Annotated in this window: 21 protein-coding genes and 2 riboswitches; of the genes, 6 read left to right on the forward strand and 15 right to left on the reverse strand. The window is 64.2% G+C overall.

Features of this window, described 5'->3' with window-relative positions; genetic code table 11:
- Positions 1-20 precede the first annotated feature (20 nt).
- The 13 genes from V3H56_RS16895 to cobW all read right to left on the reverse strand — a co-directional run bounded on the left by V3H56_RS16895 (position 21) and on the right by cobW (position 13,846).
- Entirely contained in the window at positions 21-785 is a 765-nt protein-coding gene (locus tag V3H56_RS16895; protein WP_053150059.1) for an IclR family transcriptional regulator, read from the reverse strand.
- Positions 786-1,061: 276 nt separating this feature from the next.
- A complete protein-coding gene (locus V3H56_RS16900; RefSeq protein ID WP_047739096.1) occupies positions 1,062-1,451 on the reverse strand; it encodes a RidA family protein in 390 nt (129 codons plus the stop codon).
- A 25-nt stretch (positions 1,452-1,476) separates the two neighbouring features.
- Positions 1,477-2,268: an amino acid ABC transporter ATP-binding protein gene (locus V3H56_RS16905; protein ID WP_047739097.1), complete on the reverse strand. Its 792-nt coding sequence runs from the start codon at positions 2,266-2,268 to the stop codon at positions 1,477-1,479.
- Entirely contained in the window at positions 2,265-2,927 is a 663-nt protein-coding gene (locus V3H56_RS16910) for an amino acid ABC transporter permease (protein ID WP_047739098.1), read from the reverse strand. The genes V3H56_RS16905 and V3H56_RS16910 overlap by 4 nt, the downstream gene beginning before the upstream one ends.
- Before the next feature lie 9 nt (positions 2,928-2,936).
- On the reverse strand, positions 2,937-3,599 hold the full coding sequence (locus V3H56_RS16915) for an amino acid ABC transporter permease (protein WP_042731870.1): 663 nt from the start codon (positions 3,597-3,599) through the stop codon (positions 2,937-2,939).
- A 54-nt stretch (positions 3,600-3,653) separates the two neighbouring features.
- Complete coding sequence (locus V3H56_RS16920) at positions 3,654-4,502, reverse strand: transporter substrate-binding domain-containing protein (protein ID WP_338473642.1); 849 nt, start codon at positions 4,500-4,502, stop codon at positions 3,654-3,656.
- A gap of 281 nt (positions 4,503-4,783) precedes the next feature.
- Positions 4,784-5,065, reverse strand: coding sequence for a type II toxin-antitoxin system RelE/ParE family toxin (locus V3H56_RS16925; protein WP_260954531.1), 282 nt, complete (start codon positions 5,063-5,065; stop codon positions 4,784-4,786).
- Positions 5,055-5,303: a type II toxin-antitoxin system Phd/YefM family antitoxin gene (locus tag V3H56_RS16930; RefSeq protein ID WP_047739101.1), complete on the reverse strand. Its 249-nt coding sequence runs from the start codon at positions 5,301-5,303 to the stop codon at positions 5,055-5,057. The genes V3H56_RS16925 and V3H56_RS16930 overlap by 11 nt, the downstream gene beginning before the upstream one ends.
- A 66-nt stretch (positions 5,304-5,369) precedes the next feature.
- Positions 5,370-7,016 (reverse strand): phospholipase D-like domain-containing protein, encoded by a 1,647-nt coding sequence (locus V3H56_RS16935; RefSeq protein WP_047739102.1) that lies wholly within the window; start codon positions 7,014-7,016, stop codon positions 5,370-5,372.
- Positions 7,017-7,184: 168 nt separating this feature from the next.
- Positions 7,185-7,820: a VWA domain-containing protein gene (locus V3H56_RS16940; protein WP_338473643.1), complete on the reverse strand. Its 636-nt coding sequence runs from the start codon at positions 7,818-7,820 to the stop codon at positions 7,185-7,187.
- A 20-nt stretch (positions 7,821-7,840) separates the two neighbouring features.
- Positions 7,841-8,845, reverse strand: coding sequence for an AAA family ATPase (locus tag V3H56_RS16945; RefSeq protein WP_047739103.1), 1,005 nt, complete (start codon positions 8,843-8,845; stop codon positions 7,841-7,843).
- Positions 8,846-9,016: 171 nt separating this feature from the next.
- Positions 9,017-12,778, reverse strand: coding sequence for a cobaltochelatase subunit CobN (gene cobN / locus V3H56_RS16950; RefSeq protein WP_338473644.1), 3,762 nt, complete (start codon positions 12,776-12,778; stop codon positions 9,017-9,019).
- 3 nt (positions 12,779-12,781) lie between these two features.
- Positions 12,782-13,846 carry a cobalamin biosynthesis protein CobW gene (gene cobW, locus V3H56_RS16955; RefSeq protein ID WP_042732902.1) on the reverse strand — a complete coding sequence of 355 codons (1,065 nt, stop codon included), beginning with the start codon at positions 13,844-13,846 and terminating at the stop codon, positions 12,782-12,784.
- Between the two features lie 97 nt (positions 13,847-13,943).
- A riboswitch (cobalamin riboswitch) is annotated at positions 13,944-14,159 on the reverse strand.
- 197 nt (positions 14,160-14,356) lie between these two features.
- Positions 14,357-14,579, forward strand: a riboswitch (cobalamin riboswitch).
- A gap of 104 nt (positions 14,580-14,683) precedes the next feature.
- Here cobW and V3H56_RS16960 point away from each other — a divergent pair.
- From V3H56_RS16960 to cobM, 4 genes are all read left to right on the forward strand, one after another.
- Complete coding sequence (locus V3H56_RS16960) at positions 14,684-14,872, forward strand: CbtB-domain containing protein (protein WP_047739106.1); 189 nt, start codon at positions 14,684-14,686, stop codon at positions 14,870-14,872.
- An 11-nt stretch (positions 14,873-14,883) separates the two neighbouring features.
- On the forward strand, positions 14,884-15,579 hold the full coding sequence (locus tag V3H56_RS16965) for a CbtA family protein (RefSeq protein ID WP_338473645.1): 696 nt from the start codon (positions 14,884-14,886) through the stop codon (positions 15,577-15,579).
- Complete coding sequence (locus V3H56_RS16970) at positions 15,576-15,995, forward strand: cobalamin biosynthesis protein (protein WP_042728919.1); 420 nt, start codon at positions 15,576-15,578, stop codon at positions 15,993-15,995. The genes V3H56_RS16965 and V3H56_RS16970 overlap by 4 nt, the downstream gene beginning before the upstream one ends.
- 75 nt (positions 15,996-16,070) lie before the next feature.
- Positions 16,071-16,817 (forward strand): precorrin-4 C(11)-methyltransferase, encoded by a 747-nt coding sequence (gene cobM / locus V3H56_RS16975; RefSeq protein ID WP_212802780.1) that lies wholly within the window; start codon positions 16,071-16,073, stop codon positions 16,815-16,817.
- A gap of 180 nt (positions 16,818-16,997) precedes the next feature.
- Here the strand turns inward: cobM and nfuA are convergent, their stop codons facing one another.
- Both nfuA and V3H56_RS16985 read right to left on the reverse strand, forming a co-directional pair.
- Positions 16,998-17,582 (reverse strand): Fe-S biogenesis protein NfuA, encoded by a 585-nt coding sequence (gene nfuA, locus V3H56_RS16980; protein WP_024781251.1) that lies wholly within the window; start codon positions 17,580-17,582, stop codon positions 16,998-17,000.
- A 115-nt stretch (positions 17,583-17,697) separates the two neighbouring features.
- Complete coding sequence (locus V3H56_RS16985) at positions 17,698-19,989, reverse strand: fatty acid cis/trans isomerase (protein ID WP_047739110.1); 2,292 nt, start codon at positions 19,987-19,989, stop codon at positions 17,698-17,700.
- 154 nt (positions 19,990-20,143) lie between these two features.
- Between V3H56_RS16985 and metH the strand changes: the two genes are divergently transcribed.
- Both metH and V3H56_RS16995 read left to right on the forward strand, forming a co-directional pair.
- The gene (gene metH / locus V3H56_RS16990; RefSeq protein WP_123579846.1) at positions 20,144-23,854 is read left to right on the forward strand and encodes a methionine synthase; all 3,711 of its coding nucleotides are present in this window, start codon (positions 20,144-20,146) and stop codon (positions 23,852-23,854) included.
- Positions 23,855-23,942: 88 nt separating this feature from the next.
- The gene (locus V3H56_RS16995) at positions 23,943-24,161 is read left to right on the forward strand and encodes a DUF2970 domain-containing protein (protein WP_024781254.1); all 219 of its coding nucleotides are present in this window, start codon (positions 23,943-23,945) and stop codon (positions 24,159-24,161) included.
- The last annotated feature ends 67 nt before the right edge of the window (positions 24,162-24,228 follow it).

Consider the following 24,228-nt stretch of genomic DNA (forward strand, 5'->3'; position numbering starts at 1 on the left):
TCGCGGGTGACCGCTATTGTCTATTCATTGATGCGCCGGGCCAGGTGGTTGGCGCTTTCGATCAGCACCCGGCGATAGTCGGCGTAATTGTTCTTGGCGTCGGCCCGTGGGGCGACGATGCACAGGGTGGCGATGGCGACACCGTTCGGGTCTTTGACCGGTGCGGCGAAGCAGTGGGTGAAGGTGTCGGCCACGCTGTCGAACGAGAAGAACCCCTCGTCGCCGGCCTGGCGGATTTCCCTCAGGAACTGCTCCAGAGGCAGGCGCTCGCCGTCTGGCAGGATGAAGTCATCGGGGTCGATCAGGTCGACGATCTGCTGGTCGCTCAGATGCGCCAGCAACAGGCGACCGGAGGCTGTCCAGGGGATGGGCGCGTTTTCGCCGATGTCCGATGAAATACGGAAATGCCGTTCGCCCTCCTTCATCAGCGCCACGGTGTATTTGCGCCCGTTGAGCAGGCACATCTGCGCGGTTTCCCGGGTCTGGCGCACGATGTCCTGCAAGGCCTGGTCGGCCTCGCGGCTCAGGTCGAAATGACGCAGGTGCGCCTGGCCGAGAAAGTACAACTGGCGGCCCAGGTAAACGTGGCCATCCTTGCCCACCGGTTCGAGGATGCGTCGCTCCAGCAGCGACGCCACCAGCTCATAGACCGTGGACTTGGGGCTGCCGATGCCGCTGGCGATGTCGTTCGGACGCAGCGGCTGGCCGATTTCCTTGAGGAAATCGAGGATATCGAACGCCCGATCCAGTCCCCGGGCCCGGCGTTTGATGGTGTCTTCGGTCATGTCTTGGGTTTCCGATCATTCACTCGTAGGTGGCCAGTATTCACTGTGGCAAGGGCGCTTGCTGTGGCGAGGAACTGTGGCGAGGGAGCTTGCTCCCGCTGGGTGGCGTAGCCGCCCCAAAAGCTCAGGGCCGCTGCGCGCCCCAGCGGGAGCAAGCTCCCTCGCCACAGCAAGCTCCCTTGCCACCGTTCCTCGCCAGAGTAAGCGCCCGTGCCACAGCAGCGCTCTTGCCACGATGAATCAAACAAGCCCGCAGTGACAGTGCTTTCGCTGGACTCAGGCTTTCTTCTTGTACGCAATGCAATCGATCTCGACCTTGCAATCGACCATCATGCTGGCCTGCACACAAGCCCGGGCCGGGGCGTGTTCCGGGCTGAAGTATTCGCCGAACACCTTGTTGAAGCTCCAGAAATCCCGCGGGTCGTCCAGCCACACGCCACAGCGCACCACGTCTTCCAGGCCATAGCCGGCCTCTTCGAGAATGGCGATCAGGTTCTTCATCGTCTGGTGCGTCTGCTCGACGATCCCGCCAACGATGATCTCACCGTCCACCGCCGGCACCTGGCCGGACACGTGCAGCCAGCCATCGGCCTCCACGGCCCGGGCGAAGGGCCGAGGCTGTCCGCCGCCTGCGCTGCTGCCAGTGCCGTAACGGGTAATGCTCATGGGTGTTTCTCCTTATGCAATGCAATTAAAAACGGGTGTTCTTGAGAAATTCCGCCAACCGTGGCGATTGCGGGCGTTCGAACAATTCCTTCGGCGGGCCCTGCTCTTCGATGCGGCCCTGGTTCATGAACACGATCTTGTCGGAGACCTCAAAGGCAAAGCGCATTTCGTGGGTCACCAGCAGCATGGTCATGCCGTCTTCGGCCAGGCCCTTGATCACGCTCAGCACTTCACCCACCAACTCGGGGTCGAGGGCCGAGGTCACCTCGTCGAACAGCATCAGGCTGGGGTTCATGGCAATTGCACGGGCAATCGCGACGCGCTGCTGCTGGCCGCCGGACAACTGACCGGGAAAGTAATTGCGCCGTTCCAGCAGGCCGACCCGCGCCAACCACTTCTCGGCCAGGGCCACCGCTTCGTCCTTGGGCAGTTTTTTCACCTTGAGCAGGCCCAGGGTGACGTTCTGCAAAGCAGTCAGGTGGGGGAACAGGTTGAATTGCTGGAAGGCCATGCCGGTCATGGCCCGGTGCCGGGCAATGACCTTCTCGGGGTGGCGCACGCGCTTGCCGTCGATCTCGTCGTAGCCGATGGCCTCGCCGTCGAGCATGATCCGCCCGCCCTGGAACTCTTCCAGCATGTTCACGCAGCGCAACAGCGTGGTCTTGCCCGAGCCGCTGGAGCCGATCAGCGTGACCACGTTGCCGCGCTGCAGGCTCAGGTCCACGCCCTTGAGCACTTCGAGCGGGCCGTATTGTTTGCGCAGGCCACGAATGTCCAGCAGCGGCTGGGCGTTGGAGGAAGTCGAAACATCAGTCATGGCAAGGCCACCCGTTTTTCAATGTGCCGACCGAGTAACTCGATGGCGTAATTGATGATGAAAAAGAGAAAACCGGCGAACAGGTAGAACTCCAGCGTCATGAAGGTCCGGGCAATGACCTGCTGGGTGCTGAGCAGCAGTTCGGCCACCCCGATCACCGACAACAGCGTCGAGGCCTTGACGATCTCGGTGGAGGAATTGACCCAGGTCGGCAGGATCTGCCGCAACGCCTGGGGCAACAACACATAGCCCAGGGCCTGGTAGAACGTCAGGCCGATGGCCTGGCTGGCTTCCATCTGCCCGCGGGGCAACGCCTGCAAGGCACCGCGCACGATCTCGGCGACATGGGAGCCACAAAACAGCGTCAGGCCCAGGACACCGGCCTGGAACGCGCCGATCTGCCAGCCCAGCGCCGGGGCCATGTAAAAGCAGGCCAGCACCAGCACAAACACCGGCGTGCCACGAATCAGGTCGACATAAAAACGAAACGGCGCGCGCATCCAGATTCGGCCATAGGTCAATACCAGCCCGGCGACCAAGCCGATCAAGGTGCCCAGCAAAATCGCCAGTACCGAACACTGCACGCTGGTCACAAAGCCCGCCCACAAGGTGTCCCGCGCAACCCACAACTCATGCAACCAACTGGGGGATTCGTACATGGGAAGCTCCTAACGGCGGATCGCCAGGCGCTGCTCGAAGTACCGCAGCAGCATGGCAATGAGGTAACAGGCCGCGACATACAGGGCCGTGGTCACCAGCCAGGTTTCGATCACCCGGTAGCTCTCCACGTTGATCTTGCGGGCGTAGTAGGTCAGCTCCGGCACGGCAATCGCCGCGGCCAGGGAAGTGTCCTTGAACAGCGAGATGAAGTTGTTCGACAAGGCCGGCAGCACGTTGCGCAGCATCACCGGCACGGTGATGTAGGCCTTCACCTGCCACTCTCCCAGGCCGATCGCCAGGCCCGCTTCACGCTGGCCCTTGTGAATGCTCATCAAGCCGCCGCGGAACACCTCGGTCAGGTAGGCCCCGGCGTACAGCGACAGGGTGATGACAAACGACGGCAGCTTGTCCAGGCGAATGCCCAGGCTCGGCAAGGCGAAGTAGATCAACAGGATCAGCACCAGGATCGGCGTATTGCGGATCACCGTCACATACACCGAGGCCAGCACACGCAGGAGGCGGTGCTTGCTCAGCAGCGCGAATGCCATCGCCAGGCCGATCACGCAACCGATGGCGATCGACACCAGCGCCAGGGAAAGCCCCAGCCCGAGCCCCGCCAGCAAGGTGTCGAAATCGCGCCAGACGGCGGCAAAGTTCAACTGATAGTTCATGGTCGACAGTACCTTCGGCGGGACGCCCGCGACGGGCATCCCGGGCTCACAGGGTCATTTGTATTCAACGGGGAAACCGATGGCCGGCGACGGCAGGTCCACGCCGAACCATTGCTTGAACGACGCCGCGTAGGTGGGGAATTCCACGCCGGTCATGGCTTCATGCAAGGTGGTGTTGACGAAGTTCAGCCAGTCCTGGTCGCCGCGCTTGACCGCACAGGCATAGGTTTGCGGGCTCCAGGCGTAGGCCGGGCTGCGATAACGGCCGGGGTTCTGCACCATCAGGTACTTCACCGAGGACTGGTCCGTGGCGGCGGCATCGGCACGGCCGGAGTTCACCGCCTGGTACATCAGGTCGACGCTGTCGTACTGGTCGACCTTGGCCTTGGGCAGTGCCTGGTGCACCAGCTCTTCGGCGTAGACGTTCTGCAGCACCGCCACGGTGACACCGTCGCCGGCGGCCTTGAGGTCTTCGATCTCCTTGTACTTGCTGTTGGCCGGCAACAACAGGCCGACCCCTTCGCGGTAGTACGGCAAGGTGAACGCCACCTGCTGGGCACGGCTGGCGGTGACGGTGATGAACTGGCAGCTCATGTCGACCTTGTCGGTCAGCAGGTTGGGGATCCGCGCATCGGAAGACTGCACCACGAACTCGACTTTCTCCGGGTCATTGAACAGGCCCTTGGCGACCATCCGCGCAATGTCGATATCGAACCCCTGCAACTTGCCATCCGCTCCCTGGAAGTGCCACGGCGCATTGGTGCTGCCCGTGCCCACGATCAATTTCCCGCGTTGCAGCACGCTGTCCAGCTTGCTGTCCGCCGCCTGGGCGACACCCAAGACCGCCATCGAGGCGGCGAAGAGAAAAACACACGCTTTGAACAAGGAAGGTCGGCGTTGCATGACTAGCACTCCAGGATGAGTTTATTCCGCTATACCGGAACACGGTTTGTAACAACGGAATAGACAGCAGAAAGTGTGCCACAGGCTTGGCGCCGATGGGCCAGGAAAATGGAAAGTGAATGGAATCAGATAGATGGAGAAACCAGCCGCGCATGGACGACTTAGGACACTGTCCCACCATTGCTACCGTTGGCTACGAGGTGCGGGTAGCGAGGCCCCAAATCGGTGCCACGCCATACCCTGTGGTAGCGAGCCTGCATCCCTACATGGAGTCAGGCCACCTACCGCTTGGCGGCCTCATCGTAAACTTGACCGCGCTCACGCTTACCAACAGCAATCACCGTAACGACCAGTACTTCGTCCACCACACGATAAACCAGCCGATAGCCTGCGCTGCGCAGCTTGATTTTATAGGCATTGCCCAAACCGTGTAGACGGTCGGCCTGGACATGCGGATTTACCAGTCGCTCTTCAAGCTTCTTTTTGAACTGCTCTCTTAGCGTTGCTCCCAGCTTTTGCCACTCCTTCCACGCTTTGTCAGAAAACTCCAACTCATAGGTCATCGAGAGAAACCTTGATCGTTGGGTCGTTTTCACGCTCGCGGCAAAGAGCAGCCAGCTCCATGTCCTCCAGCCTGTCCATCATGGCCTCATACTCCTTGGCTGGGACACAATAAAAAGCCGGCTCGTTACGGTTGAGGATCGCCACGGACAATCCTCCACCTGCCGCAACGGTACCCATCGGATTTTTCTTGAGTTCTGAGATGCTGGCGACTACTTGAGAAAGTACGACATGCGTCATGGAATGGTCCTTCGAGTACTTTTAATGGTGCTAAAAGTAGCACTCCAAAACATCGCTTACCACCCATCAGCGCCCGCAAAATCTCACCCTCGACAACATCCGCAAATCCCCCTCGCGGTAATAGTCATCGCTCCAACTGTCGTCCACTGCCAGCGGCCTGACCTGCTTGAGGGCGAGTTGTTTCGCGAAGTAGCGAAAGCGGTAATGCTCATAGAAACGCAGCAACTCCAGCCCGTAACGATCGGCCAGATCGGTGTCGCCCTGGATGATGAGGTAGTTCTCGTCATTGCCGTTGCTGGCGGCGGCGCTCAGGTTGTGGCTGCCGCTGATGATGGTCGGTGTGTCGCTGGTGAAGTCGGTGACGATGGCCTTGGTGTGAACCAGCAGGTTGCCTTTCTGGCCCTTCATGTTTTCCCTGAGCCAGCCTTCCAACCCGGTGTTGAGCAGCGCGGTGGCGGCGAATTGGGCGGTGCGGTCGGCATGGAAACCGGTGATGCGGCTGGCGGTGTTCTGCAGACCGTAGCGCAGTACGTCATCGTTCGGCTGGCCGAGCAAGGCATCGAGGATCCGCTCGGGCAGGACGAACGCGGTGACGAACAACAGGTCCTTGCGGGCGCCGTGGATGATGTCGACGAAACGGTCGAGGTCGCCTTCGCCCGTGCGCGGTGAGAAACCGGCGAACAGTGGCTCTTGCGGCGCCATCGGGTTGTTCAGGGTCAGCCACTGGCGGGTGGCGTCGACGTCCTGCGGTGCGGCCCAGATCTGCTCGAACACCTGGCGATAGCTGTCGCTCACCCGCGGCTCATCCAGCACGTGCACGACATTGGCCTGGCGATAGACACCGTTGGCGGTGAAGTTGGTGCTGCCGCACAGGACCGCTTCCGGTTGCCGCGAACCGGCGCCGTCCACCCGGCTCAGGACGATGAATTTGTCGTGGAAGATGTTGTGGGTGACCCGCCCGCGCTTGTTGGCCGCCGGCAGTTTTTCGAGGCTGGCCTCGTTGCGCTGCGTGGTGTCGTCGCCCGGCTCGGCGTGGTACAGCACCCGCACCTGCGCGCCTCGGGCGAAAGCGGCGTTCACCGCGTCGACGATCACCGGCAGTTCGTATTCGTAGATGGCAACGTCCAGGGCCCAGGTGGCATCGAGGGCCCGGTCGATGAAGCCGATCAGGCGTCCCAGCAGGCCGTTTTCCAACCAGCGACGCGGCGCGTCGGGCCAGTCATCGATGGACAGGTTGCGATTGGCGCTGATCAACGCATCCAGCTCGGGGAACTTGCGCTGGAACGCCTGGCTGGCGGCCACGGCTCGGTTGAAGATCACGCGCTGGTTGACCGGCTGCCCGTTATCGCTGGTGACGCTGATGTCCAGGGACTCGCCCAACTGCGGCGCGTCGGGGCTGCCGTAGGCCAGGTGCACGCGGTAGTTCATCGTCACGCCGGGGTTGACGGCGTAGTCGGCCCAGCGAAATTTCTGCAACGGCGCCTGGTCGCTGGGTGTGGCGTGAAACTGGGGGAACGTATGGGCCTTGCCGGGGAAGGTCAGGCTGTTGAACAGGAACAGCCAGGGCTTGTCGCCCTGCTGTTTCTCGATGGCAAAACCCAGCAGCCCCTTGCGACGGGATTCGGCCAGGTCCATGGCGAGCAGCACGCCGTTGGTGCCAGCGTAGGCCTTGACCCGAAAATCATCCTGGGGATTGGTGACGAGTACGCGCATGGTTCACTCCTGTGAAGTCGCCTCAGCATAGAACAGAGTGGGCAAACCGATTCCGAGGTGATGCCTTCGCGGGCAAGCCCGCTCCCACAGAGACTGCGACAGGCCGCCGATCAAGTGTGGGAGCTTGCCCGCGAAAGCGTCCGCCCAGACACCTCGGAAACAAGCGCATCAAACCTGGTCGATATGCCGATACTCGGCTCCCAACTGCCCCGCCAATTGCCGGGCACGGCCCAGGCGGATCGGGCCGCGTTCGATGTCGATCAACAGGCTCGGGCAGTCGAGAGGTGACGGCGCCAGGCCCTCCTTCAGCCGTCCATCCGTCATCACCAGCACCCGCTGCTGCTCAGCCGGGTAGCGCTTGCGCCGGGCTTGCAGCCAACGCCCGGCCTCTTGCAACGCGGCCAGCAACGGCGTGCCGCCGCCGGCGCCGAGTGCATCGAGCCAGTGTCGCAGCCCAGTCGAGGCCTTGAGCCCTTGCACTTGCCAGTGCGGAACACTGCCACTGGCGGTCAGCAAGGCCAGTCGCGCGCGCTGCCGGTAGGCGTCATCGAACAGTTGCACCAGCAGGCCTTTGCCATCGCTCAAGGCACGATGACGACGGGTCGAGGCCGAGGCATCGACGATGACCAGCCACAGTTCATGGGGCGAGCGATGACGGCGCTGAAAGCGCAGGTCGTCATAGCGTTGGGGACGGCCCTTGAGCAAAGTGCCCGGCCAGTTCACCGCGCCACTGGAGGCGACTTTGCTGCGCCCCTGGCGTCCATCGTCCAACCGCCCCGCCCGGGGCCTGGCATCCGCCCCCACGGCCGAACGGGGGCGAATGCCTAAGGCTTTTTTGGCCAGCTCGGCACGTCACGCCGTGCACCGGTGGGCAAGGCCTGGGCCGGCAAGTCGCCCCACTGGCCCTGGCCTTCATTGGGCTGGGCCGCGCGATCGCCCGTCGAGGGTGCCTGGGACGGCGCAGGGGCCGGGCTCGAGTGCCCGCGCCGCCGATGGCGCAAGGCGAACTCGGCGACGGCGTCGATATCTTCATCAGCGATGGCCTGTGCCCCACGCCAGGCCGCGTGGGCCCTGGCGGCCCGCAACCAGACCAGGTCGGCACGCAGGCCATCGACCCCGGCGGCAAAACAGCGTTCGGTGATCTGGGCAAGCGTCAGGTCATCCAGGGCGATCCCGGCCAGGCGGTCGCGGGCCTGCTGGCAGCGTTCACGCAGGGCCTGCTGGGCGCTCTCCCAGTGCGCACAGAACGCCGCCGGATCAGTGTCGAAATCCAACCGCCGCCGAATGATCTGCCCGCGTTCAACTGCCGGGGTTTGCCCGTCGAGGGCCACGTTCAGGCCAAACCGGTCGAGCAACTGCGGGCGCAGTTCGCCCTCTTCCGGGTTCATGGTGCCGATCAGCACAAACCGCGCCGGGTGCCGATGGGAAATGCCATCGCGCTCGATCAGGTTAGTGCCGCTTGCCGCCACGTCCAGCAACACGTCCACCAGATGATCGGGCAGCAGGTTCACTTCATCGACGTACAACACGCCGCCGTCGGCCTTGGCCAGCACACCGGGAGAGAACTGCGCGCGCCCCTCCCCCAGCGCCGCGTCCAGATCAAGGGTGCCCACCAGACGCTCCTCGGTGGCGCCCAAGGGCAAGGTGACGAACTGACCGCTGGCCAGCAGGTCGGCCAGGCCCCGGGCCAGGGTGGACTTGGCCATGCCCCGCGGCCCCTCGATCAGCACACCGCCGATCTTCGGGTCGATGGCGGCCAGGCACAGCGCCAGTTTCAGGTCATCAGCGCCGACCACGGCGGAGAGTGGGAAATGAGGGGTGTCGATCATGTGGAGGATCTCATAAATGTTCGATAGTCCGCTGTGGCGAGGGAGCTTGCTCCCGCTGGGGCGCGAAGCGGCCCCAAACCGGCCAACGCGGTGCACCTGAAGTGTCGCGTTGCCTGGATTACGACTGCTGCGCAGCCGAGCGGGAGCAAGCTCCCTCGCCACAAGTGCACCTCAGCCATCTTCTTCAATGTCCAACAGCAAATTCTCCAACGCCTCGCGGTAGTCGCCTGGCGCCTGCCACATGCCCCGCTGTTGCGCTTCGAGCATGCGTTCGGTCATGTCGCGCAGGGCATCGGGGTTGTGCTGGCGGACAAACGCCCGGGTGTCCGGGTCGAGCAGGTAGGCGTCGGCCAGCAACGCGTACTGATGGTCGTCGATCAGTTGCGTGGTGGCGTCGAAGGCGAACAGATTGTCCACCGTCGCCGCCAGCTCGAACGCGCCCTTGTAGCCGTGACGCTTGACCCCGTCGATCCACTTCGGGTTGGCCGCCCGGGAGCGGATGACGCGGTTGAGTTCTTCCTTCAGGGTGCGGATCCGCGGCAGGTCCGGCTGGCTGTGATCGCCGTGGTAACTGGCCGCCTTTTGCCCGCTCAAGGTCTCCACCGCGGCCAGCATGCCGCCCTGGAACTGGTAGTAATCGTTGGAATCGAGCACGTCGTGTTCGCGGTTGTCCTGGTTCTGCAACACCGCCTGCGCCTGGCTCAAGCGCCGGGAAAACGGCTCCCGGGCGGCGGTGCCTTCGTCGTGAGCACCGTAAGCGTAGCCGCCCCAGTTCAGGTACACCTCGGCCAGGTCCTCGCGGCTCTGCCACAGGCGCCCGTCGATGGCACCCTGCACGCCTGCGCCATAGGCACCCGGCTTGGCGCCGAAGATCCGCCAGCCAGCCTGCCGGGTCGCTGCCTCCGGGGCCAGGCCCGACGCCAGCAAGCTGTCACGCTCGCTGCGCACCTTGGCGGCCAGGGGGTTCATGTCGGCCGGTTCATCGAGGCCCGCGACCGCTTGAACCGCCGCATCGAACAGGCGAATCAGGTTGGCGAAGGCATCGCGGAAGAATCCGGAGACCCGCAGCGTCACATCGACCCGAGGCCGGTCCAGCAGGCTCAGCGGCAAGATCTCGAAATCGTCCACCCGCTGGCTGCCGGTGGCCCAGACCGGGCGCACGCCCATCAACGCCATGGCCTGGGCGATGTCGTCGCCACCGGTACGCATGGTCGCGGTGCCCCACACCGACAGGCCGAGCTGGCGCAGGTGGTCGCCGTGATCCTGCAAGTGCCGTTCGAGTATCAGGTTGGCCGACTGGAACCCGATGCGCCACGCCGTGGTGGTGGGCAGGTTGCGCACGTCTACCGAGAAAAAGTTACGCCCGGTGGGCAGCACGTCCAGGCGGCCGCGACTCGGCGCACCGCTGGGGCCGGCCGGCACGAAGCGCCCGCCCAAGGCATCGAGCAGGCCGCGCATTTCCGCCGGGCCGCAGGCGTCCAAGCGCGGGGCAACGACGGCGCGCAGGTTCTCGATGATGCTACGCACCGTTTCCCAGCCCGGCGCCTCCAGCCACTGGACGTCGCCTGCCAGCGCTTGCTCGATCAAGCACGCCGCGAACAGCTCCAGGCGCTCGCGCGTATCACCGGCGGTGCGCCAGGGTTCGGCGCTGACCTGCTGCAACGCCTCGGGACAAGGGCCAACCCAGGCCTCGGCCAAGGCGCAATCCAGCGGATCGAAGCCCAGTTCAAAGGCGTTCGACAGCGCCCGCAGCAGGCTCGACTGTGCACCCTTGCCGTCGCCGCGGGGAATGCGCAGCAACGCCAGCAACGTGTCGATGCGCAGCCGTCCGCTAGGCGACTCGCCGAAGATGTGCAGGCCATCGCGGATCTGCGACTCCTTCAGGTCGCACAGGTAGGTGTCCAGGCGCGGCAGCCAGACCGCCGCGTCGGCGTCAGCATCCAGTTGCAGTTCGCGGTCGATGTGGGTTTCGCGCACCAGGTTCAGGATGTCCCGCTGCAATTCTCGGGCGCGGCGCGGATCGAGCAGTTGCGCCTCGTAGTACTCGTCGGCCAGCCGTTCGAGGTCGCGCAGCGGCCCGTAGGTTTCGGCGCGGGTCAGCGGCGGCATCAGGTGGTCGATGATCACCGCCTGGGTCCGGCGCTTGGCCTGGGCGCCCTCGCCCGGGTCGTTGACGATGAACGGATAGATATTCGGCAGCGGGCCCAACAGCGCGTCCGGCCAGCAGCTTTCCGACAAACCGACACCCTTGCCTGGCAGCCATTCGAGGTTGCCGTGCTTGCCGACATGGATCACCGCGTGGGCGCCGTAGGTGTGGCGCAACCAGAAATAGAACGCCAGGTAGCCGTGGGGCGGCACCAGGTCCGGGTCGTGGTAGACCGCACTCGGGTCGACCTGATAGCCCCGCGCCGGCTGGATGCCGACGAACGTCAGGCCCAGGCGCAGGCCGGCGATCATCAGGCGGCCGTCGCGGAACATCGGGTCCTGCTCGGGCGCCCCCCAGCGCGCCAGCACCGCCTGGCGATTGGCATCAGGCAGTGCGTCGAACAGCGCCTGGTAAGCCTCGACGGCCAGGCTCTGGTGACATGGTCGCAGGTCGAGGCTGTCCAGGTCGTTGCTGACCCCACCGAGCAACTGCTGAATCAGCGCGGTGCCGCTCGCCGGCAGTTCGGCCGGCAGCGGGTAACCCTCGTTGTGCAGGGCCCGCAGGATATTCAACGCGGCGGCCGGGGTGTCCAGGCCCACGCCGTTGCCGATGCGGCCGTCCCGGGTCGGGTAGTTGGCCAGGATCAGCGCCACCCGCTTTTCCCCGTTGGGCACCCGCGCCAGGGCGCTCCAGCGCCGGGCCAGTTGCGCAACGAAGTCCATGCGCTCGGGCACGGCCCGGTAGCAGACCACATCGCTCTGGCTGCGCTCGCTGCGCCAGGCCAGGTCCTTGAAACTGATGGGCCGGCTGATGATTCGCCCGTCCAGCTCCGGCAAGGCAATGTGCATCGCCAAGTCCCGCGGCCCCAGGCCTTGTTCGCTGGCACGCCAGCCGGGTTCGTTGTCCTGAGCGCAGATCGCCTGGATCACCGGAATGTCGCGGCGAAACGGCCGCAAGTGAGGGGCTTCCGGACTGGATTGGGCGAACCCGGTGGTGTTGAGGATCACCCCCGCCTCGACCTCATCCAGCCAATCCTCGACCTGCGCCAGGCAGGCCGGCTCCTTGAGGCTTGCGACGGCCATGGGCAACGGGTTGAGCCCCGCTGCTTGCAGGCGCTGACAGAATACGTCGATGAAGGCGGTGTTCGCCGCTTGCAGGTGCGAGCGATAAAACAGCAGGGCCGCCACCGGCTGGCTGGCCTGCCAGTCGGCTTGCCAATCGCCGAGGCTGGCGTTGGTGTTTTGCGGGTGATAGATCGCCGTACGCGGCAGGGCCTGCGGTTCGTCCCACGGGTAATCGCGACCGAACCATTGGCTGGCCAGGTTATAGAACAGATTCAGGGCATTGCCCAGGCCACCCTGGCGCAAGAACTGCCAGAGCCGGTCGCGCCCCTCGAAGGGCACGTTGCTGAGATCACTCAGCTCCGGGTCAGGCCGATCGTCACCCGGCACCAGGATCAACGTCACCCCGCGCCCAGCCAATTCCATCAGCCGTTCAATGCCGTAGCGCCAATAGCCGATGCCGCCGTGCAGCGACAGCAGGATGACCTTGGCGTGGCGCAGCACGTCGTCGAAATACAGGTCTACCGAGGCGTGGTTCTGCACCTGCATCGGGTTGGCAAGGCGAAACGGCGGGTAGTCGTCCGGCAACTGCCGCGCCGCTTCGGCCAGCAGCGCCAGGCTGGAGTCGCCGCTGCACAGGATCACCAGCTCGGCGGGGGTTTGCCCCAGGTCGGCAATGTTGTCGTCCGCTACAAAGCCGCCCGGCTGGGTCCTGAGCAGGTGCATGGCTTAGACGCTGAGGGCGGCGCGCAGCTGCACTTCGAGCAGACCGGCGTCCAGCGCCTGGCCGATCAGCACCAGGCGGGTGACCCGCGCTTCATCGGCGCCCCATTGGCGATCGAAATGCTTGTCGAAACGCGTGCCGACACCCTGGACCAGCAAGCGCATCGGCTTGTTCGGGATGGCCGCGAAACCCTTGACCCGCAGCACGCCATGTTGCACCACCAGTTGAGTGAGCGCGTCCAGCAACAGGCTCTCGTCAGCCTGGGGCAGTTCGATGGAGATGGAGTCGAAAGCGTCGTGATCATGGTCATCTTCGTCGCCATCATGGTGATGGTCGTGATGGCTGTGGCGAGCGTCGATGTGTTCTTCGGAGCCGGCGCCCAGGCCGATCAACACGTCCAGTGGCAGGCGGCCGCTGCTGGCTTCGATGACCTTGACCGCCGGCGGCAACTCCTCGGCCACTTCCAGACGGACTTTCGCCAGGTCTTCGGGGCTGATCAGGTCGGCCTTGTTGAGGATCACCAGGTCGGCGCTCGCCAGTTGATCGGCGAACAGTTCGTGCAGCGGCGATTCGTGGTCCAGGTTCGGATCGAGTTTGCGCATGGCGTCCACCTGGTCGGGGAACGCAGCGAAAGTGCCGGCCGCCACGGCGGGGCTGTCGACCACGGTGATGACCGCGTCGACGGTGCAGGCGCTGCGGATTTCCGGCCACTGGAAAGCCTGGACCAACGGCTTGGGCAAGGCCAGGCCGGAGGTTTCGATGAGGATGTGGTCGAGGTCGCCACGCCGGGCCACCAACTCACGCATCACCGGGAAGAACTCTTCCTGCACCGTGCAGCACAGGCAGCCGTTGGCCAGCTCGTAGACGCGGCCGTTGGCTTCTTCTTCGGTGCAACCGATGGAGCACTGCTTGAGGATCTCACCGTCGATGCCCAGTTCGCCGAATTCATTGACGATCACCGCGATGCGGCGGCCCTGAGCGTTGTCGAGCATGTGCCGCAGCAACGTGGTTTTACCCGAGCCGAGGAAACCGGTGACGATGGTGACGGGGAGTTTGGCCAGTGTTTTCATCGGATGCCCTTTGGCAAGGTGGCGGGCAAACGGGACGACAACCGCAGGCACAGGGGTGCGCGGAAGATTTCGCCACCGGATCACCCCGCCCGGTTGTAGTGAGAATCTGTCTCGAGGCAGGTCTCCTGGCTGACGGCGGGGCCGGCCCGGCTTTGACAAAGCCTGGGCAGGCAATTCCTGCGCCTTCCCGTGCACATGCACAGTGGCCCGGCAGGAACGTCACCGTTCACAGTTGCGGGGGCAGCCGCGGCTTGGACCGCGTTCCCTTCTTAGCTTCGGCGCGAACCGAAGAACCTCGAAGGCGCAAGGCTACGCAGGGTGTGCAGGCGGGTCAATCTCCGCAAGCAAGATGCAGAATGCTGTTGTGGCGAGGGAGCTTGCTCCCGCTCGGTTGCGCAGCGACCGAAAAGAGCCGGGGGCCGCTGCGCTGCCCAGCGGGAGCAGGCTCCCTCGCCACAACAGCCCGCTCGTCTGCCCTTGTACATTGACGCCCGCCCCCGCCCATGCTCTCCTGTGCGCCTAGTTACGGGTGCCCTTCACAGGGTGAAACGGGAAACCGGTGAATCGTGTGCTTTACTTCAAGGCCACGTCAGTCCGGTGCTGCCCCCGCAACGGTAAGCGAGCGAAGCGTCTTAACCACTGTGCCCATGGCATGGGAAGGTGACGCTTGCCGGCAAGGCCCAGCCCCTGCCCCTCGCGAGCCCGGAGACCGGCCCATGACTCAAGCATCAACAAACCCGCGGTGGGCGGGCGCTGTTCGAACCTTGGCGACCTGCGCCAGGGTTTTCATTGCGCTCGATTTCCCCACTGGACAAGACAAGAACAGAGGGAAGCGCCATGTCGACCATCAGCAGCACCGTCCGCACCGCCAGCAGCACCACCACCCTGAGCCAGCGCCTGAGCGCGGCGATCCTCGCCTCGATCCTGGGTGCCGGGCTGGTCTATTTCGCCGGGTTCTCCCACATCGAAGCGGTGCACAACGCTGCCCACGACACCCGCCACAGCGCCGCCTTTCCGTGCCATTGAGACCTGACGACATGATCAAGCGTATCGCCCAGACCGCCGGTTTCAGTGGATTGCTGGCCGCCCTGCTGCTGACCCTCCTGCAAAGTTTCTGGGTATCGCCGCTGATTCTCCAGGCAGAGACCTATGAAAAAGCCCCCGCGGCCGAAGTCCACGAGCACGCGGCCGGGGTCGCCCATACCCATGACGCCGAAGCCTGGGAGCCGGAAGACGGCTGGCAGCGCGTGCTGTCCACCACGGGCGGCAACCTGGTGGTTGCGGTGGGCTTTGCGTTGATGCTGGCCGGCTTGTACACCTTGCGCGCACCGACCCGCACCGCCCAGGGCCTGCTCTGGGGGCTGGCCGGCTATGCCACGTTCGTCCTGGCTCCGACCCTCGGCTTGCCGCCGGAGTTGCCCGGCACGGCGGCGGCTGACCTGGCCCAGCGGCAGATGTGGTGGATCGGCACCGCCGCCTCCACCGCGGTGGGCATCGCCCTGATCGCCTTCGGCCGGCACTGGCTGCTCAAGCTGCTGGGCGTGGCAACCCTGCTGGTGCCCCACGTCATTGGCGCACCGCAACCGGAGGTCCACTCGATGCTCGCACCCGAAGCCCTTGAAACCCAGTTCAAGATCGCCTCGCAGCTGACCAACGTGGCGTTCTGGCTGACCCTGGGCCTGATCAGCGCCTGGCTGTTCCGCCGTGACGGTCAAGCCCACCACGAGGCATGAATAGCCGCTCTTCCCAGGCTGCGCCGACCCTGGTGATCGGCCTGGGCTGCCAGCGTGGTTGTCCGGCCAGCGCGTTGCGCGCTTTGCTGGAGCAAACCCTGCAAGCCCACGGCATCGACCTTGATCACGTGCAGGCCCTGGCCAGTATCGACCTCAAGCAGAACGAAGCGGGCCTGCTGGAGCTGGCCGAGCATCTGGCGCTGCCGCTGGTGTGCTTCAGTGCCGAGCAGTTGGCCGGTTATCAGGACCGTCTCAGCCACCGCTCCGACATTGCCTTCGAACGGACCGGCTGCTACGGCATCGCCGAAAGCGCCGCCCTGGCCCTGGCCGACCGCTGGGGCACGGCACCGGCCACGCTGCTGATTACCCGCCAGCGAGGCCTCAAGAGCACGCTGGCCTTGGCGGTCGTGGCGTAAATCCCGATAATCCACGCCCAGGATCATGAGCGATCTTCATCCAAGCGCCACTCACCTACCCTGCAGGAGCCGGTCATGACCGTTTACTTCATCGGCGCCGGCCCCGGCGACCCGGAACTCATCACCGTCAAGGGCCAGCGGCTGATCCGCGGCTGCGCCGTGATCATCTACGCCGGCTCCCTGGTGCCGGCCGCCGTGCTGGAAGGCCACCGCGCCGAGCAGGTGATCAACAGCGCCGAACTGCACCTCGAACAGATCATCGAATTGATCAGGGCGGCCCACCTCAAGGGCCAGGACGTCGCCCGGGTGCACTCCGGGGACCCGAGCCTGTACGGCGCCATCGGTGAGCAGATTCGCTGCCTGCGGGCGTTGGAGATTCCGTTCGAGATCATTCCGGGCGTTACCGCAACGTCCGCCTGCGCCGCCCTGCTGGGCGCCGAGCTGACCCTGCCGGACGTGTCCCAGAGCGTCATCCTGACCCGTTACGCCGACAAGACCGCCATGCCCGCCGGGGAGGAACTGGGCAGCCTGGCGCAACACGGCGCAACCCTGGCGGTTCACCTGGGGGTCAATCATCTGGAAAAAATCGTGGCTGAACTGCTGCCCCACTACGGCGCGGATTGCCCGGTCGCCGTGATCCACCGGGCCACCTGGCCGGATCAGGATTGGGCCGTGGGTACGCTGGCGGACATCGCTGCAAAGGTCCAGGCCAAGGGCTTTCGCCGCACCGCACTGATCCTGGTGGGACGAGTGCTGGGCAATGATGTGTTCAGCGAGTCATCGCTGTACCGCGCCGGGCATGCGCACCTCTACAGGCCCTGAGCCGTCAGCCGGATCGACCCGAATCCCTGTGGGAGCGGGCTTGCTCGCGAAAACGGTGTATCAGGTGGCTGACGTGCTGTATGTACCGCCGCCTTCGCGAGCAAGCTCGCTCCCACAGGACTCACCGCAATCCTTGTGGGAGCGAGCTTGCTCGCGAAGCGGTAGCCCAGCCTGCGCCAATCAGTAGTAGGCGTTCTCTTTCTGAGTGTGGTCGGTCACGTCACGCACGCCCTTGAGCTCAGGGATGCGTTCGAGCAGGGTGCGCTCGATGCCTTCCTTCAGGGTCACGTCGGCCTGGCCGCAGCCTTGGCAGCCGCCGCCGAACTGGAGCACGGCGATGCCGTCTTCCACCACGTCGATCAGCGACACCTGGCCGCCGTGGCTGGCCAGCCCCGGGTTGATTTCGGTTTGCAGGTAGTAGTTGATGCGCTCGTTGATCGGGCTGTCGGCATTGACCATCGGCACCTTGGCGTTAGGCGCCTTGATAGTCAGCTGGCCGCCCATGCGGTCGGTGGCGTAGTCGACCACGGCATCATCGAGAAACGCTTCGCTGAACGAATCGATGTAGGCGGTGAAGCTCTTGAGCCCCAGCGCGGTGTCTTCGGGTTTCTCTTCCCCAGGCTTGCAGTAGGCAATGCAGGTTTCAGCGTACTGAGTGCCGGGCTGGGTGATGAAGATACGGATCCCGATCCCCGGGGTGTTCTGCTTGGACAGCAGGTCGGCCAGGTAATCGTGGGCGGCATCGGTAATGGTTATGGCGGTCATGGAAACTCCTCGCAGGCTTGCCGGCAGTTTACGCCAATCATCGCGCCGGACAAAGTCCCAGTATTTTTGTCAGGAAAGCAGCCGGCGACACGATCCGCGAAGCCGGCCGTTCACGTCAGAGGTTCTGGTAGCGGTTCATGTCCAGCACACCGGCTTCCAACGGCTCCGTCTCGTGGATGTACTGGCTCAGGTCGTGGAAGTAGAACCAGAACTGCGGGTGACTGCGGCGAATCCCCCAGCGCTCGACAATCCGCTCGAACGCCGGCTCGTCCTGGGCGCTTTCCATGGCATCGACGAACGCCGGCACCTGCCCGGCCGGGATGTTGAAGATAAAGTTCGGGTAGCTGCTGAGCACCCCCGGGTACACCGTCAAGGTGTCCAGGCCGGGTTGGTAACGCAGTTCCTCGCCCAGCAGGAACGCCACGTTGCTGTGGGCCCGGTTGCGCATCAGGCTGTAGACCTCACGATGGCCGCCAGGGGTTTCGACCCGCAGCAGGGTCGCTTCGGGCAGTTGATTGATGACGCTGAGCCCCGCCGCCGGGCGTGACACCAGGCGGCTGAGGGCCTGCTCGGCGTTCTGCAGGGCCGGATCGATGTTCGGCCGCGAGCAATAGGCGCCCTCGCAGCGGTTGATCGGGTCGGGCCGCGCGTTCAGCTCGCCATAGCGAGCCAGCAATTGGCGGGTGAAATCGCGCATCGGGTCGTGTTCATCGAGCTTGAGCGCGGTCGGCTTGTCATCGTCGATGGCCTCGTAATCGAGCCACATCTTGAACTTGCCCCCGGACTGGTACCAGTCGTCAAGGTAGGCTTCGCGGGAATCGGCCGGCATCAGGCGCAGGAAGTTCTGCTCGGCGCCGTTGCGGATCAGGTCGAAGTACAGCCGGGTCTGGGCCTGGTGGGACACATTGCCGAACACATCGAAGTTCACCGCCAACTGGTAATAGGTGCGCTCCAGCAGCGGGAAATCGAACAGCCACATCGTCTGCGGCACGTCGCCGATCAATCCCTTGGTCACCGAGGCGCTGTCGAAATGCCGGAAGATGCTCAACAGCGCATTGTCATTACCGGCCCACAACGTCGACCAACTCGGCGGCGGCAGCTCGGCGTAGTTGTCGCGGCGCAACGCTTCGTACGCGTTGCGCTTGTCGCGGTAGTCGCGCCACAGGCTCAGGACGCTGCCGACGTCGTCATTCTGTCCCGGCATCGCCAGCAACGGCGTGGCCTGGCCGCGATAGTTCGGGTCGGTGATGTACAGGTCATGCTCGGGGGCCTGGAACAGCGCCCAGAAATTGTCGCGGATCACATCCGTGGCGATCTGACCCCGGCACACCGGCCCACGGATGAAGGTGCGCACGAAGTACTCGGCGTTATCAAGCATGAACTGGTAGCGCGCCTGGGCCGGGATCGCCTCGAAGGTGGAGAACGGATTGGCCCGACGCTCCGGCCCATAGCCCGGCAACGCGCTGACCTGCCACTTGCCGCTGTAGAACAGGCTCTTGATCCGCGCCATCTTGGCCGGGCTCAAGCCATAGGTGATGTGGGTCTTGTGCACGATCACCCCCTGCACCGGCCACAGCCGGTAATAGATGCGGGTGCCGGGATCGTCGTTCGGGCGGCGGGTGTTGATCAGGTCGATGGGCTGGCCGGTGGGCGTGCGTGAGCGCACCCACTGGAAGAAATGCCCCGGCTCGCCGTCCTTGAAATAGATGTGCGCCAGAAACCAGTGCTCGAACAACCAGCGCCCCACCAGGCTTTCCCGGGCGCCAGGCGCATTGAGCAGGTTCTCCCACTGCACCACCTGCAAGGCCTCGGCAGCGCTCGGGGCCAGGGCCTGCTGGTCGATGGGCGCACCGGCCGCCAGCCAGCGCTGCAACGTCTGGTACTGCTGGTCGGTCAGACCGGTGACGGCCAGGGGCATGCCTTCGCGCGGATGTGCGGCGGCATACTCGTCGAATTGCCCCGGCACCGCGCAACTGTTGTCGCGGTTGAGCCCGAGCACGATGTCTTCGGGCAGCTTGGCGTTGGGCGTCAGTGGCGTGCGGTGGCCCAGTTCCAGCATCCGCGCCATCAACGCCGCCTGGCTGCCCTGGGCATCGAGTACCGAATAGAACCCCTTGCGCTGCCAGGCCCGCTGGCCGGACGCGTCATAGAACAACCGGGTCGGCTCCGCCGCCACTCGCCGCTCACCGTCATACACCGACAGTTTGCTCGCGCCCCGGGCCACGCCTTCGCCGCTGCCCAGGTTCAACTGGCAGGCGGAGTCGTAGCAGGCGTGGCAGGCCACGCATTTCTCCGTGAAGATCGGCTGGATGTCGCGCGTGTAGGAAAGTGCCGGGACGGGATCCCCGGCCACTGCAATGAAAGACCACAGCAGCAGCAGACTGCCGACGAAAACCCGGTACGGCATGTCGCGGATCCTGAAAGAAAGTCCGGCGATTCTACCGGGCCAGCACTCCCTTGCAAACATGAGCGAGATTCATGCAAAAGGCACCTGCGATCAAATACCGCACAGGTTTGCTATCATCCCGGCTTTCGTCATCGTCATTTTTCCAGGTAGTCCTATGTCTGATCGCAGCGCTCGCCTTTATCTTCTCCAGCAAGCCCTCAAGGAACGCATCCTGATCCTCGACGGTGGCATGGGCACGATGATCCAGAGCTACAAGCTGGAAGAGCAGGACTATCGCGGCAAGCGTTTCGCCGACTGGCCGAGCGACGTCAAGGGCAACAACGACCTGCTGGTGCTGAGTCGCCCCGACGTGATCGGCGCCATCGAAAAAGCCTACCTGGATGCCGGTGCCGACATCCTGGAGACCAACACCTTCAACGCCACCCAGGTGTCCCAGGCCGACTACGGCATGCAGGGCCTGGCCTATGAGCTGAACGTCGAAGGCGCGCGCCTGGCCCGTCAGGTGGCCGACGCCAAGACCCTGGAAACCCCGGACAAGCCACGCTTCGTCGCCGGCGTGCTCGGCCCGACCAGCCGTACCTGCTCGCTCTCACCAGACGTGAACAACCCCGGCTACCGCAACGTGACCTTCGATGAACTGGTGGAAAACTACACCGAGGCCACCCGGGGCCTGATCGAAGGCGGCGCCGACCTGATCCTGATCGAAACCATCTTCGACACATTGAACGCCAAGGCGGCGATTTTCGCCGTACAAGGGGTTTATGAAGAGCTGGGCGTCGAGCTGCCGATCATGATCTCCGGCACCATCACCGACGCCTCCGGCCGCACCCTCTCCGGCCAGACCACCGAAGCCTTCTGGAACTCCGTGGCCCACGCCAAGCCGATCTCCGTGGGCCTGAACTGCGCCCTTGGTGCCCGCGAGCTGCGGCCTTACCTCGAAGAGCTGTCGAACAAGGCCAACACCCATGTCTCGGCGCACCCGAACGCCGGCCTGCCCAACGAATTCGGCGAATACGACGAACTGCCGGCCGAAACCGCCAAGGTCATCGAGGAGTTCGCCCAGAGCGGCTTCCTGAACATCGTCGGCGGCTGCTGCGGCACCACGCCGGCGCACATCGAAGCCATCGCCAAGGCCGTGGCCGGTTATGCCCCGCGACAGATTCCGGAGATTCCACGGGCCTGCCGCCTGTCGGGCCTGGAACCGTTCACCATCGACCGCAACTCGCTGTTCGTCAACGTGGGCGAGCGGACCAACATCACCGGCTCCGCCAAGTTCGCCCGGCTGATCCGCGAAGACAACTACACCGAAGCCCTCGAAGTGGCCCTGCAACAGGTCGAGGCCGGCGCCCAGGTGATCGACATCAACATGGACGAGGGCATGCTCGACTCGAAGAAGGCCATGGTGACCTTCCTCAACCTGATCGCCGGCGAACCGGACATCTCCCGCGTGCCGATCATGATCGACTCCTCAAAGTGGGACGTGATCGAAGCCGGCCTCAAGTGCATCCAGGGCAAGGGCATCGTCAACTCCATCAGCATGAAGGAAGGCGTCGAGCAGTTCATCCACCACGCCAAGCTGTGCAAGCGCTACGGCGCCGCCGTGGTGGTGATGGCCTTCGACGAAGCCGGCCAGGCCGACACCGAGGCGCGCAAGAAGGAAATCTGCAAGCGTTCCTACGACATCCTGGTCAATGAAGTGGGCTTCCCACCGGAAGACATCATTTTCGACCCGAACATCTTCGCCGTGGCCACCGGCATCGAAGAGCACAACAACTATGCCGTGGATTTCATCAACGCCTGCGCCTACATTCGCGACGAGCTGCCCTACGCGCTGACCTCCGGCGGCGTGTCCAACGTGTCCTTCTCGTTCCGCGGCAACAACCCGGTGCGCGAGGCGATTCACTCGGTGTTCCTGCTGTATGCGATCCGCGCGGGCCTGACCATGGGTATCGTCAACGCCGGCCAGTTGGAGATCTACGACCAGATCCCGGTGGAGCTGCGCGACGCCGTCGAAGACGTGATCCTCAACCGCACGCCCGAGGGCACCGACGCCCTGCTCGCCATCGCCGACAAGTACAAGGGCGATGGCAGCGTCAAGGAAGCGGAAACCGAAGAGTGGCGCGGCTGGGAGGTCAACAAGCGCCTGGAACATGCGCTGGTCAAGGGCATCACCACCCACATCGTCGAAGACACCGAAGAATCGCGACTGTCCTTCGCCCGCCCGATCGAAGTCATCGAAGGCCCGCTGATGGCTGGCATGAACATCGTTGGCGACCTGTTCGGCGCCGGCAAGATGTTCCTGCCCCAGGTGGTCAAGTCGGCGCGGGTGATGAAACAGGCCGTGGCCCACCTGATCCCGTTCATCGAAGCGGAAAAAGGTGACAAGCCGGAAGCCAAGGGCAAGATCCTGATGGCCACGGTCAAGGGCGACGTCCATGACATCGGCAAGAACATCGTCGGCGTGGTCCTCGGTTGCAACGGCTACGACATCGTCGACCTGGGCGTGATGGTGCCGGCAGAAAAGATCCTGCAGGTGGCCAAGGACGAGAAGTGCGACATCATCGGCCTGTCCGGCCTGATCACCCCATCGCTGGATGAAATGGTGCACGTGGCCCGCGAGATGCAGCGCCAGGATTTCCACCTGCCGTTGATGATCGGTGGCGCCACCACCTCCAAGGCCCACACCGCGGTGAAGATCGAGCCCAAGTACAGCAACGATGCGGTGATCTACGTCACCGACGCCTCCCGCGCCGTGGGCGTTGCCACGCAGTTGCTGTCCAAGGAGCTGAAGGCGGGGTTCGTCGAGAAGACCCGCCAGGACTACATGGACGTGCGCGAACGCACCGCCAACCGCAGCGCCCGCACCGAGCGCCTGAGCTACAGCGCTGCCATCGCCAAGAAGCCGCAGTTCGACTGGAGCAGCTACCAACCGGTCAAGCCGACGTTCACGGGCGCCAAGGTGCTGGACAACATCGATCTTGACGTCCTGGCCGAATACATCGACTGGACGCCGTTTTTCATCTCCTGGGACCTGGCCGGCAAATTCCCGCGCATCCTCACCGACGAAGTGGTCGGGGAAGCCGCCACCGCGCTGTACGCCGATGCCCAGGCCATGTTGCGCAAGCTGATCGACGAAAAGCTCATCAGCGCCCGCGCCGTGTTCGGCTTCTGGCCGGCCAACCAGGTGCATGACGACGACCTGGAAGTCTACGGCGATGACGGCAAGCCGCTGGCTCGCCTGCATCACCTGCGCCAGCAGATCATCAAGACCGACGGCAAGCCGAACTTCTCCCTGGCCGACTTCGTCGCCCCCAAGGACAGCGGCGTGACCGACTACGTGGGCGGCTTCATCACCACCGCCGGCATCGGCGCCGAGGAAGTGGCCAAGGCCTACCAGGACGCTGGCGACGACTACAACTCGATCATGGTCAAGGCTTTGGCCGACCGCCTGGCCGAGGCCTGCGCCGAATGGCTGCACCAGCAGGTGCGCAAGGAACACTGGGGTTATGCCAAGGACGAAAGCCTGGACAACGAGGCACTGATCAAGGAGCAATACAGCGGTATCCGCCCCGCTCCCGGCTACCCGGCCTGCCCGGACCACACCGAGAAAGCCACCCTGTTCCGCCTGCTCGACCCCGAGGCCAGCGAACTCAAGGCTGGACGCAGCGGCGTGTTTCTCACCGAACACTACGCCATGTTCCCGGCGGCGGCCGTCAGCGGCTGGTACTTCGCCCATCCGCAGGCGCAATACTTCGCCGTGGGCAAGATCGACAAGGACCAGGTCCAGAGCTACACCGGCCGCAAGGGCCAGGACCTGAGCGTGACCGAGCGCTGGCTGGCGCCGAACCTGGGCTATGACAACTGAGTGAAGGGATCACGGTCGGCAACGGCCGTGATCCTTTTTTTCACGGGTTGTCTATGCTTGTCCCAGACCCATGGCAGACGAGAGATTTATGGACGATCCAGTCGACAACAAGCCGCCGACCCTGCTGCAGATGATGCACAGCGTGCTGGCCGCCGCTTTCGGCGTGCAAAGCGGCAAGAACCGCGCCCGTGATTTCACCCACGGCAAACCGAGTCACTTCGTGATACTGGGCATCGCCTTCACGGTGATCTTCGCCCTGACGCTGTTTGGCATCGTCAAGCTGGTGGTGCACCTGGCGGGGTTGTAGCGCCCCCCCAGCCACCACACCCTTCTGTGGGAGCGGGCTTGCTCGCGAAATGCGGTGATTCAGTCAA

Source organism: Pseudomonas sp. MS646 (genome assembly GCF_036693845.1).
Lineage (GTDB): Bacteria > Pseudomonadota > Gammaproteobacteria > Pseudomonadales > Pseudomonadaceae > Aquipseudomonas > Aquipseudomonas chlororaphis_E.